Below are 11,925 nucleotides of genomic sequence, written 5' to 3'. Positions count from 1 at the left end.
CATGCTCCTGATGGATAGACGTTTCTCTAGTGGCAAGTTCCATACCACCGCACCGGGAAACGCCTTGAAAACGTGCCAATTGGCGCTGAAGCGCGTCGCTCGCGCGCATCGCCATGGCGGGTTTGAACGGTTTGCGACAGACGGTTCGCGACACAGAAAACGACAACACACGTTCACTGCCTGCCTTGCCGTTCCGTATGGAGCAGGACCCGTGCGATCGCATTCGCGCGCGCCTCCAGCAACGCATCCGGCCCCAAGGGTTCGCGAACCGCTAGGTAAGCAGTCAGCACGCGGCGCATCCGTGGAGCTTTCGCGTAGTCCGTCTACCATGACCGGGATACGCCGCGAAGTCGCAGAGACAGACTTCCAGCAAGCGCTCGAAGCGCTCAGGCCTGATCTCGGCCGGTACGCGTTCGAGCAATGCACCGAGCGCGCCTGCGCGCATATCCCATGCGCTATTTCAGTGTGCATGCGCCATTCGGGCTCCTGCCCCGCTGGGCGGCTCAGTCGTCGTCGGCCAGCACTTCGAGCGCCGCCAGTTGCTCATACTCGTCGCCCACCGCGCAGATCGACAGGTACTCTGCCCGTCCGTTCGCATCGGAAACGTCGTTGACCAGCGCGAGCAGTTCGTACGCCGTTACCTCGTCATTGATCTCCGCGAGGCTCAACGGGTCGAACGCCGCCACCTCGCGCTCAAAGTCGTCGTAAGCGAACCACGCACGCAGCGCACTGAGTCACACTGCTCGACTACATAAATCATGCCCCGCTCCCTCGCTGAGGTTCGTCACGCAGGCTAGCTACATGCAGCGCAGCAATTTCGTTTTCAGCGGTGCCCCGCTACTCGACACCCTCCGCCGCAATCTTCGCCCACACCGCTCGAGGTAACCACGGCGCGATGCCCGCCGGGCTCGCGCCGAACTGCCGCCGAGCCGCCGACATCGCACTCTGTGCAATCGCAGTCTCCTCGTGCGTCAACGGCAACCGGCGGCCACATGCGCGGCCTCCCGGCAGCACCTGGGCGATCACCTGCCGGTTCGGGTGTTCGAGCAGCGGGACGAGGTGGTCGGCCTCGCTCACACCGGCCAGGCAAACCTAGCCGCTGATGACCTCGACGTTACGGCCGTCCTGCGTCATCTTGACCAGAACTTCATCTGCCACGCCCGATGTATCTGCTGTGTCTGCCATCGCCGCGCTCTCCTCGTCAGCGAATGATGTCGTAGCTGTAGTCGGTCTTCGCCACGTCGATCGTGTTGGCGTCGAGCGCTTCGAAGAACTCGTCCAGCAGCGTGACCAGCACCCGCAACGCACCTTCATAGCCCCAGGTCGGAAAGCGATGGTAATGGTGGCGATCGAAGATCGGGAACACCATGCGTATCAGCGGCGTTTTGGTATCGCGCTCGAGATATTTGCCGTAGGTGTTGCCGATCAGGAAATCCACCGGCTCGGTAAACAGCAGTGAGCGCATGTGCCACAGATCGCGTTTCGGATACACCTTGCAGCCGGCGCCGTAGGGCGACGCGTCGAACACCGCCTGCACCTTCGCAGCCCAGGTTTCGTTGCCGTTGGTCGCCAGAACGTGCGCCGGCTCGGCGCCGAGTTCCAGCAGGAACTGCGTGTAGCCCAGCATCTGGTCCGGGTCGCCGTAGAGCGCAAAACGCTTGCCGTGCAGGTGAGCCTGGCTGTCGGCCATCGCATCGACGAGCTGGCCTCGCTCCTTCTCCAGTTGCACCGGAATCGGCTTGCCGATCACGCGCGAGATTTCCATCAGGAACCGGTCGGTGCCCGCGACGCCAACCGGCGAGTTCAGCACCACCACTTCCTGGCCATGCTCGCCAATGAACTTGCTGGTCCTCTCGCAGCAGTATTCCTGGAACACGAAGGTCGCCTTCGCGTTCAACGCGCGCTCGACCTCCTCCTTGGTCGTGCCGCCTTCGTACATCCGGAACTCGCCGTCGGTCGGCGTATTCCACGTTTCGGATGGGTCGCAGATGATGTTCACCGTCACGCCGAACAGATCGAAGATGCGGCGAATTTCCTTCATGTTGCCGACCACGTAGCCGTCGAAGCCACCGATGAAGTTGACGCTGTCGTCGGGCACGCGCTCAAGCGGCGTCGCTGTGCCGGCCTTGCCGTCCCAGAAGTGCTTGAGGATGCCGAGGAGCGCGTTGTCGTAGCCGGTCACGTGGCTGCCGACGAAGGCCGGCGTGTGCGCGAACGGCACGTCATAGTCTTCCGGCACGCTGCCCTTCTGCTTGCTGTTCTTGATGAGCGCGTCGAGGTCATCGCCGATCACTTCCGCCATGCAGGTAGTGGAGACCGCGATCATGTCGGGCTTGTACAGGTTGTACGCATTTGCGAGGCCGTCGATCATGTTGTTCATGCCGCCGAACACCGCCGCGTCTTCGGTCATCGACGAGCTGACGCACGAGGTTGGCTCCTTGAAGTGACGCGAGAAGTGCGAGCGGTAAAACGCTACACAGCCCTGCGAGCCATGCACAAAACTGAGCGTCTTGTGAAAGCCGATGGCCACGTACACTGCGCCGAGCGGCTGGCAGGCCTTGGCCGGGTTGATGGTGAGCGAGTCGCGTGCAAAGTTCTTTTGCCGGTAGTCTTCGCTCTTGGTCCACTCGACGATCTGCTTGACCTGCTCGTCTGAATGGTTGAACTCGAAATTTTCCTTTTTCGCCTGGAAAATTTTCTGGTACTCGGGCTCACGGAACAGGAATTCCTGGTCGAGAATGTGGTCTGCGGATTGGGGCACGGGATGCTCCTGATATTCAATTCAATGGCCTGCCGGCCGCTGATCAGTCCGGTGATCGGTGCGGTGGCCGGCGCTTAGGGGGTTTTCTTCCAGGGCGCCTTGGCGAGCCCCCACACCGGGCTGGAAATAGCCATGTCCATGTCGCGCGCGAAAATGGCGTAGCCGTCGTAGCCGTGATATGGACCGGAATAGTCCCAGCTGTGCATCTGGCGAAACGGCACGCCCATCTTCTGGAACACGTACTTTTCCTTGATGCCGGAGCCGACCAGATCGGGCTGGACCTGTTCGACGAACCTCTCAAACTCGTAGCCGGTCACGTCGTCGTAAATCAGTGTGCCGTCCTTCACGTAGTGCGTGGTGCGCTGATAGTCGTCGCTGTGGCCGAATTCGTAGCCGGTGCCGACCACGTTCATGCCGAGGTCTTCGTAGGCGCCGATCACGTGGCGCGGACGCAGGCCGCCAACGAACAGCATTACGGTCTTGTCCTGCAGGCGCGCTCTGAACTTCGCGTTCACCGCATCGACCAGGGGACGATACTTGGCGATCACCCTCTCCGCGTTGGCTTTGATGGTGTCGTCGAAGTGGCTGGCGATCTCGCGCAGGCTCTTCTCGATCATCGACGGGCCGAAGAAGTTGTATTCCGTCCATGGAATGCCGTACTTCTCTTCCATGTGCCGGCTGATATAGTTCATCGAGCGGTAGCAATGCAGCAAATTGAGCTTGGCCTTGGGTGTATTCTCGAGCTCGGCGATCGAGCCGTCGCCCGACCATTGTGCGATCACACGCAGGCCGATCTCTTCGAGCAGAATCCGGCTCGACCAGGCATCGCCGCCGATGTTGTAATCGCCGATGATCGCAACATCATAAGGCGTCGAAACAAATTCGGGCCGCTTGTCCGGATCGGCCTTGTCGAATATCCAGTCTCGAATCGCATCGTTAGCCAGATGGTGGCCCAACGACTGGCTGACGCCGCGAAAACCTTCGCAGCGCACCGGCAAAATGGTGTGCCCTTCATACTGTGCACTCTTCTTCTTCGAGACGGCCTCGATGTCGTCGCCGATCAGGCCGATCGGGCATTCACTCTGGATCGAGATGCCCTTGTTCAGCGGAAACAGTTCCTGAATCTCGTCTATGATCTTGTCGAGCTTCTTGTCGCCGCCGAAGACGATGTCCTTTTCCTGGAAGTCCGACGTGAACTGCATCGTCACGAAGGTGTCGATACCGGTAGTGCCGATGTAGTAGTTGCGACGCGCGCCCCACGAGTACTGGCCGCAACCGACCGGACCATGACTGATGTGGATCATGTCCTTGATGGGCCCCCAGACCACGCCCTTCGAGCCGGCGTACGCGCAACCGCGAATCGTCATCACGCCCGGCAATGACTTGATGTTTGATTTCACGCCACAGTCGGGCTTGCCGTCCTCGAAGGTGCCCAAATGCTTGGCGCGCCGTTTGGCCATTTTCTCCGGATAGGCCGTCAGCACTTCATCGATCAAGGCCTTGTTCGCGGCCTTGCGCTCTTCAACTGTGACGCTCATGGGAATGCTCCATAGTGTGGGTATCAAGCCTGGCAGCGGGTAGCCGGCACGGCCCGGTTCATCGCGTGAAGAAGAACACCGTGCCGCGCGCAGCGGCGCTCGCTTAGGCGGTCAGTTCCGCTGCAGGCTTGCCTACTTGCGATTCGTCGATGGACGTCATGATTCCGTGCTCCATTAACAGGTCTTCCAGTTGATCCATTGTGATCGGCGTCGGGATCGTGCCGTTGCCCGCGTTGTTGTGCACCTTGGTGGCGAGCTGCCGATACTCTTCCGCCTGTTTGGATTCGGGCGCGAACTCGATCACCGTCATGCGCCGCAGCTCGGCGTGCTGCACGATGTTATCGCGCGGCACGAAGTGGATCAGCTTCGAGCCGAGCATCTTCGCCAGCGCTTCGGCGAGTTCGAGTTCCTTGTCGGTCTGACGCTCGTTGCACACGAGCCCGCCGATCCGCACACCGCCGCTGTTCGCGTACTTCAGAATGCCCTTTGAAATGTTGTTGGCCGCATACATGGCCATCATTTCGCCGGACATCACAATGTAGATTTCCTGCGCCTTGTTCTCACGAATCGGCATTGCGAAACCGCCGCACACCACGTCGCCGAGCACGTCGTACGACACGTAGTCCACGCCGTCATAGGCGCCGTTTTCTTCGAGGAAGTTGATCGACGTGATGACGCCACGGCCCGCGCAGCCGACGCCCGGTTCCGGGCCGCCGGACTCCACGCAACGGATGTTGCGGTAACCGATCTTCATCACGTCCTCGAGTTCGAGGTCCTCCACCGAGCCGGCTTCGGCCGCTAGCGACAGGATGGTGTCCTGCGCCTTTGCATGCAGGATCAGGCGGGTAGAGTCCGCCTTGGGATCGCAGCCGACGATCAGGATCTTCTGCCCGAGCTCAGTCAGGGCTGCCAGGGTGTTCTGCGAGGTGGTCGACTTGCCGATACCGCCTTTGCCGTAGAACGCGATTTGCCGAAGTTTAGACATTGCATTTCTCCATTCAGGAAGAAGGGTTGAAACCAGGGTTGCGTAACCGCGACCATGTCAGCCTGTCGTGCCTGTATGGGTCTTCTTATATCGAGTCACGCATCGGCCGGACCTGTGTCCGCGCCGGACTCCAAATGCAGCTTCTGTGCCACATCACCAGCGGTACTGCGTCGCGTCCGCCCCGCCGCGCTGCGGCGGTTGGTTCGGGACTTTTGCGGACTCCTCCTGTGTCTTGTCGATTTCGCGACAAACCACGTGAACTTCGTCGCCAATGAAACCATTCGGCGCGTTTGTCGTGCGATTTCTGTCGCATTGGCCTGCGTGCAGCCGGACAATCGCCGGGTTGCCGCCTGGTTCGGTTATTGCTTTGATGGCATCATGGACACACCAACCACCCAACCTTCGCGACCCGTGCCGCGCGAGACGCACTTCGACCGTCTAGGCGGCGAGACCGACGTCAACCGCCTGGTCGACGCGTTCTATCGGCACATGGATACGCGGGCCGACGCGCAGCGCATTCGCGCGATGCATCACCCCGACCTGTCTTCGACGAAGGCCGTGCTGGTGCTGTATCTGTGCGAATGGCTCGGTGCCGACAAGCGATACTCGGCACAGCATGGCCAACCACGGCTGCGCACGCGTCATGCCGCATTCGCGATCGGCACCGCCGAACGGGATGCGTGGCTAGCTTGCATGCGCGCCGCGTTCGACGAGACAGGTGTCGATCCGGCGCTGCGCGACGAACTGATGCAGGCTTTTTTCAAAATCGCCGACCGGATGCGCAACACGCAGACGTGCCCCCCCTTCAACTCTGTTCAACCCGAGGATCTGTGATGACCGAAACGCTCGCCCACAAGGATATCGACGACACCGCGTTCGCCCGTCTCGAACATGAAGGCCGTCTGCTCAACCCGGTACTCAAGGGGCTGACGAACAAGTTCGGCCGGGTCGGCTTCCGCGGCGAACTCGCGCTGCGCTTTGCCCCGAAGCTCGCCGACGAAGCGCGGCCGCCGGAGCTGACCTGCGATCAGGTGATGGCATGTGCGACGATCGGCCATAAGCACTTGCCGTTCTTCGTCGGGTATCTGCTGAGCTTCGAGCATCTGAAGGACGTGGCCGAGGTGCTCAGCGACACGCTCTCGGCGGGTGGCAAGTACTTTCTTTTTTGCGACAACGTCGACCTGAGCAAGCGATATCAGGTGCCATACAAGGGCGCGATGTTCTATGTTCTGCCGATTCTCGAGTCCACCGTCTACAACGAGATGCTCGAACTGCTGTACCTCGAAAAGAACGAATTGAAGAAGAAGGACTCAGGCGGCAAGCTGGATGCGGTAGCGGACGCGGCCATCAAGTTCGACGTGACCTTCGACAGGATCACCTACAGCGAAGGACTTGAATTGATGGGGCCGGTGCGCAACCCCAACGAGAACCGGCCCGTCTGAAGCGCGGATCCCAACGGCTGCCGCCCGTGCCGCTGCGCCAACCGATGTTCCCTTGCACCCGAAGGCGACCATGATCATGCATACCGACACTGCTTTCGTCGTCCGCGAACGCCTGGCCTCGCGCGTTGTCCGGAACGCCGATGCACAACTCGAAACAAACGTGCCTGCCGCACTTTCCACCTGGCTGGCGTACCACGGCTTCCCTGATCCGCATTCGCGCTGCGTGAACGGCGAAACCCCGTTGATGCGCGCCGCGCAGCATGGCGAGGACGCGGTGGTCGAAGCGTTGCTCGCATTCGGCGCACGCGCCGACGCGCTCGATGATGACGGCAACCATGCGCTCTGGTTCGCGTGCCTGCACGGCGGCCCCGCGACCATCCTGCGGCTGATCGACGCCGGCGCGCCGATCGACCATGTGAACGACGACGACATCACATGCCTGATGCATGCAGCCGCGAGCGGTCGCCTCGACGTCCTGCAGATGCTGCTTGCGCATGGGGCGAACGCAGAACTGTGCGCACCGGATGGCCGCAGCGCGCTCGACATGGCAGCCGACCTCGGGTTGCAACTGCTGCGCACGGCCCGACAGATGGAAGGAGCGGGCACGCAACGTATCACTACAGCACCGGCCCTCCTCTGAGATGTGAGCCATCGGTCGACGAGCCCATCGGCAGCGAACCCGGTACGGCCGGCATCGTCGACAGGAGATCACAAGATGAATGGCCAACGCGTGTTTCCTCGCGACCGCGCCAGCATCGCCGCATGCAGGCGAGCCCGCACGCCATCGTCCTGCCATTCCCGCAACCTTCGCGAGCAGGTCATACCGCTACCGAAGTCCATCTCCGGCGGCAAGTCTTTCCACGGTATGCCGGTGAACAGCACGAACAGGATGCCATTCAATGCAGCAGCGCGTTCATCAACACGCGGGCGTCCGCCCCGGGGCGATACCCGTCGCTCTGGCAGCAAGGCTTCGAGCGTTGGCCATAACTCTTCGCCGATTCTTTGTCTTGTCATCCAACCTCAAACGTATACCCCTTGCTTTCGGATGATAGGCTTTGTTAGCGAGCCTTAAGAGGGACGTGCGTCGCGCGACCAGCGAAATCGGTCCACAGATCAGTCGAAAAATCGTATAGTTTGCAGCCTCGTGCGGTGTCGAAGTACCAACGTCACGAAAACCGCTGCACGACGATCCGTTCCGGAAGCATCGCTTCGAGCATTCGCTGAGCACCGACGAGCCCGTATAGAGGGAGACTCATGTCGACGTGATGCGCGGTGTGCTCCATGATGTGATGAAACAGCGCGCCAAAACGCCAGCGAAAGGTCAAGTGCACCGTCGTGGATACGAACGGATCCGAACGCCCCCATTTCGCGCGATCATCGTACCAGTGGATTTGCGGATGCGTGTGGTGCGCGTACACGACGAAACCGACCATCGCGCACCAGAACAGGAACGGCACCCCGAACCCGCATGCGATTGACGGGATCACCCCCCGCTGCGTCGCGCGAGCGATCCACGCGAGCGCGCCGATCCATAGCAGTGCGAACACCGATACCAGCGTGCAGTCACAGAAGAATACCGGGCGCCGCGTCGGCATTGCGGCACGCGACGGGAAAAACATCTTCGTCCACCAAATTTCGATCATGTAGTAGAGACCAGGCGCGCAGCCGCTGCGATAGATCCGTTCCAGTGCGCGCCGTGGCCCACTCAAGGCGCGATATTCTTGGATCGTCAGCGGTGCCCACACAAAATCGACGCCTCTCAGGTTCGTGTAGCCATGATGCACCACGTTGTGACCCACTTGCCCCAGGCTATACGGCGTGAGCGACGGCAGGAAGGCGACCCGGCCCAGCCAGCGGTGGAGCGTGCGGTGCCGGGTCAGGCTCTCATGACATGCGTCGTGACCGATGACGAAGAGCCGTCCGATGACGAAGCCCGCCATGCATCCGAATACGGTCTTCAGCACGAACCCGTGCGCGAACACGCTCGCGGCGAGCGCACACAATAGTAAAACGTAGTCGAACACGAGCAGCAGAAGCGCGTAGGCGGTGCGGCGTTCGGCGAACGGCGTCAGCCACGAGCGGATGGCCTTGCGATGGGGCAATGGCTCATTGGCGGGAACAGGGTGATTCGGGCTGTTCATGAAGAAAGACCGGTAGAACGGTGCAGCACAACACTACGCATGCGGTCGACGGCTGCATGGCGTGTCCGCGATGATGTGACCAGACCGTTTCGCGCTGGCGGGGAGTCAGCGCGACATCATGTTCATGCTGACATTGTGCATCACCCAGATCGTGCCGAAGATCAGGAACAGCGCGGCGAGCGCGGTGTAGCATAACGCCAGCACGTTCCAGCGCTGGCCGCGCGACAGGTCGAGATGCAGGAACGTCACCAGTTGCACGACGATCTGCACGAACGCCAGCAACGCGAGCGCCATAATCGCGGAGCCGGACGGCAGCAACCGTTGCGCGACGATCGAGAATGAGCCAGCCGTCAGCAGCACGGCGAGCACGAAACCGGTGATATAACCGGCGACGTCACCACGCGAGGCGATCGTGGACGTCGAGTGTGAATGGACCATTTAGAGCATGCTCCCGAGATAGACAAACGAAAACACGCAGATCCACACGATGTCGAGGAAGTGCCAGAAGAGGCTCAAGCATGTCAGACTCGTGAGGTCGCGACCGGACAGTTCAGGCGAGCGGACGACCTGCACGACGAGCACGGCCATCCAGACGAGGCCGGCTGTCACGTGCAGGCCGTGGGTGCCAACCAGCGTGAAGAACGACGACAGGAAGGCGCTGCGACTGGGCCCAGCACCGTTGGCGACCAGGTGCGAGAACTCGCGCAGCTCGAACGCGAGGAACAGCGCGCCAAGCACGAACGTCACGAGGAGCCAGCCGATCACGGCACCACGCCCCTGGCGCTGCGCGCCGAGCACCGCGAAGCCGTAGGTGGTGCTGCTCAGCAGCAGCGCGCCGGTTTCAAGTGCGACACCCGGGATGTCGAACAGGTCCCGTCCGGACGCGCCACCCGCGAACTGGTGCGCCATTACGGCGAACACGGCGAACAGCGACGCGAACAGCATGCAGTCGGTCATCAGGTACAGCCAGAAGCCGAACACGGTGGGCGTTGGGCCGTGGTCAGCGCTCGACCTGCCGTGATGGACGAGTAATGCAGATTGCGTCATGGATCAGGTCTCCGCAGATTCGGGCAATTCAAAGTCGGCCGGGGTGGGTGCGCTGCCGCGTCGTGCTTCGATTTCGCGCACGCGCGAGGCCGGAATCACGTAGCCATGGTCGTCGCGGAAGCTACGCGCGATCAGCGCGGCGACGATCGCGACGAAGGCCAGCACGGCGAGCCACGTGATGTGCCAGACGCCGGCGAAGCCGAGCACGAGGCTGAATGCGCCGATCAGGAACCCGTCCGCGGTGTTCGACGGTAGGTGGATGTCCTCGTAATGCGCCAGTGCGGCATTTGCTGCGCCGCTCTCCTTCATGTGCGCGAACGCGTCGAGCTGGTGGACGACCGGTATGCGCGCGAAGTTGTAGACAGCGGGCGGCGACGCGGTGGCCCATTCGAGCGTGCGGCCGTTCCACGGGTCGCCCGTCAGGTCGCCGTATTCCGGCTCGTTGCGATGGATCACGCTCACGACGACCTGGGCGATCTGGTGCACGACACCGAGTGCGATCAGCACCACGCCGCATGCCGCGACGAACAGCCAGGGATGCCAGGTCGGATTGTCGTAGTGATTCAGGCGCCGGGTCATGCCCATGAAGCCGAGCACGTAGAGCGGCACGAACGACACGTAGAAGCCGACGAACCAGCACCAGAACGCCCGCTTGCCGAGCTTCTCGTTAAGCTTGAAGCCGAACGCCTTCGGGAACCAGTAATGGAAGCCTGCGAGATAGCCGAACACGACGCCGCCTATGATCGCGTTGTGAAAGTGCGCGATCAGGAACAGGCTGTTGTGCAGCACGAAGTCCACGCCCGGGATCGCCATCATCACGCCCGTCATGCCGCCGATCGTGAACGTGACCATGAAGCCGATCGTCCACAGCACGGGTGCGGTGAACTCGATGCGACCGCGGTACATCGTGAACAGCCAGTTGAAGATTTTCACGCCCGTGGGGATCGCGATGACCATCGTCATAATGCCGAAGAACGCGTTAACGTCCGCGCCGGAACCCATCGTGAAGAAGTGGTGCGCCCACACGAGGAATGCGAGCACCGTGATCGCGCACGACGCGTAGACCATCGTTCTGTAGCCAAACAGCGGTTTCTTCGCAAACGTCGCGATCACTTCCGAGTAGATGCCGAACGCGGGCAGCACGAGGATGTACACCTCCGGGTGGCCCCACGCCCAGATCAGGTTCAGGTACACCATCGCGTTGCCGCCGAGCTCATTTGTGAAAAAGTGCATGCCTGCGTAGCGGTCGAGGCCGAGCAGTGCGAGCGTCACGGTTAGGATCGGGAACGTTGCCATGATCAGCACGTTCGAGCACAGCGCGGTCCACGTGAACACCGGCATCTTCATCAGCGTCATGCCGGGCGCGCGCAGCTTGACGATCGTAACGAAGAAGTTGATCGCGGTAATCAGCGTGCCGACGCCGGAGAGCTGCAGACTCCAGATGTAGTAGTCGACCCCGACGCCGGGACTGAACTGCAGCTCCGACAGCGGTGGATACGCGAGCCAGCCTACCTGCGCGAACTCGCCGATCACGAGCGACAGATTGATCAGGATCGCGCTGATCGCCGTCATCCAGAAGCTCAGCGAATTCAGGAACGGGAAGGCGACGTCGCGCGCGCCGATCTGCAGCGGCACGACAAGATTGAAGAGGCCGACCATCAGCGCCATAGCCATGAAGAAAATCATGATGACACCGTGCGCGGTGAATATCTGGTCGTAGTGGTGCGGCGGCAGGTAACCGGGGCCGTGAAACGCGATCGCGAGCTGAAGCCGCATCATTACGGCGTCGACAAAACCGCGCATGAGCATCAGCACCGCGACGATGATGTACATGATGCCGATCTTCTTGTGATCGACGCTTGTCAGCCACTCGGTCCAGAGCCACTTCCAGCGGCAGAGCTTCGTGAGCGTGGCGATGACCGCCAGCACGATGAGCGCCATGAACGCGGCCGCGCCCATGATGATCGGCTGATCGAACGGAATCGCGCCGGGCGTGAGTTTTCCAAACATG

11 protein-coding genes and 2 pseudogenes are annotated in these 11,925 nt (G+C 61.4%); 3 read left to right on the top strand and 10 right to left on the bottom strand.

Features of this window, described 5'->3' with window-relative positions:
* Positions 1–503: 503 nt before the first annotated feature.
* The 5 genes from B0G74_RS05970 to nifH form a co-directional block, all read right to left on the bottom strand.
* Positions 504–686 carry a hypothetical protein gene (locus tag B0G74_RS05970; RefSeq protein WP_243658114.1) on the bottom strand — a complete coding sequence of 61 codons (183 nt, stop codon included), beginning with the start codon at positions 684–686 and terminating at the stop codon, positions 504–506.
* Between the two features lie 151 nt (positions 687–837).
* Positions 838–1,077: a hypothetical protein gene (locus B0G74_RS05965; RefSeq protein WP_347814512.1), complete on the bottom strand. Its 240-nt coding sequence runs from the start codon at positions 1,075–1,077 to the stop codon at positions 838–840.
* Positions 1,078–1,201: 124 nt separating this feature from the next.
* Positions 1,202–2,761, bottom strand: a complete 1,560-nt coding sequence (gene nifK, locus B0G74_RS05960; protein WP_105512107.1) for a nitrogenase molybdenum-iron protein subunit beta — start codon at positions 2,759–2,761, stop codon at positions 1,202–1,204.
* 74 nt (positions 2,762–2,835) lie between these two features.
* Entirely contained in the window at positions 2,836–4,299 is a 1,464-nt protein-coding gene (gene nifD / locus B0G74_RS05955) for a nitrogenase molybdenum-iron protein alpha chain (RefSeq protein ID WP_121311322.1), read from the bottom strand.
* Positions 4,300–4,402: 103 nt separating this feature from the next.
* Entirely contained in the window at positions 4,403–5,284 is an 882-nt protein-coding gene (gene nifH / locus B0G74_RS05950; RefSeq protein WP_018423167.1) for a nitrogenase iron protein, read from the bottom strand.
* A 378-nt stretch (positions 5,285–5,662) separates the two neighbouring features.
* On the opposite strand from nifH, the gene B0G74_RS05945 reads away from it, so the two are divergent.
* From B0G74_RS05945 to B0G74_RS05935, 3 genes are all read left to right on the top strand, one after another.
* Positions 5,663–6,118: a group II truncated hemoglobin gene (locus B0G74_RS05945; protein WP_105512109.1), complete on the top strand. Its 456-nt coding sequence runs from the start codon at positions 5,663–5,665 to the stop codon at positions 6,116–6,118.
* Positions 6,118–6,726, top strand: coding sequence for a hypothetical protein (locus B0G74_RS05940; RefSeq protein WP_132374003.1), 609 nt, complete (start codon positions 6,118–6,120; stop codon positions 6,724–6,726). The genes B0G74_RS05945 and B0G74_RS05940 overlap by 1 nt, the downstream gene beginning before the upstream one ends.
* Before the next feature lie 76 nt (positions 6,727–6,802).
* On the top strand, positions 6,803–7,366 hold the full coding sequence (locus B0G74_RS05935) for an ankyrin repeat domain-containing protein (RefSeq protein WP_132374002.1): 564 nt from the start codon (positions 6,803–6,805) through the stop codon (positions 7,364–7,366).
* 125 nt (positions 7,367–7,491) lie between these two features.
* On the opposite strand, the pseudogene B0G74_RS05930 reads toward B0G74_RS05935, so the two are convergent.
* The 5 genes and pseudogenes from B0G74_RS05930 to cyoB form a co-directional block, all read right to left on the bottom strand.
* A pseudogene (locus B0G74_RS05930) lies at positions 7,492–7,740 on the bottom strand (transposase); the annotation flags it as partial.
* 44 nt (positions 7,741–7,784) lie between these two features.
* Positions 7,785–8,867: pseudogene (locus B0G74_RS05925) on the bottom strand (fatty acid desaturase).
* A 105-nt stretch (positions 8,868–8,972) separates the two neighbouring features.
* Positions 8,973–9,305 (bottom strand): cytochrome o ubiquinol oxidase subunit IV, encoded by a 333-nt coding sequence (gene cyoD / locus B0G74_RS05920; protein ID WP_116140835.1) that lies wholly within the window; start codon positions 9,303–9,305, stop codon positions 8,973–8,975.
* Complete coding sequence (cyoC, locus tag B0G74_RS05915) at positions 9,306–9,914, bottom strand: cytochrome o ubiquinol oxidase subunit III (protein ID WP_116117454.1); 609 nt, start codon at positions 9,912–9,914, stop codon at positions 9,306–9,308.
* Positions 9,915–9,917: 3 nt separating this feature from the next.
* Positions 9,918–11,924 carry a cytochrome o ubiquinol oxidase subunit I gene (gene cyoB / locus B0G74_RS05910; protein ID WP_121311320.1) on the bottom strand — a complete coding sequence of 669 codons (2,007 nt, stop codon included), beginning with the start codon at positions 11,922–11,924 and terminating at the stop codon, positions 9,918–9,920.
* Position 11,925: the final 1 nt, after the last annotated feature.

The organism is Paraburkholderia sp. BL9I2N2 (assembly GCF_004339745.1).
In the GTDB taxonomy this organism is placed as follows: Bacteria; Pseudomonadota; Gammaproteobacteria; order Burkholderiales; family Burkholderiaceae; genus Paraburkholderia.
This window is presented reverse-complemented; position numbering and strand designations above follow the sequence as displayed.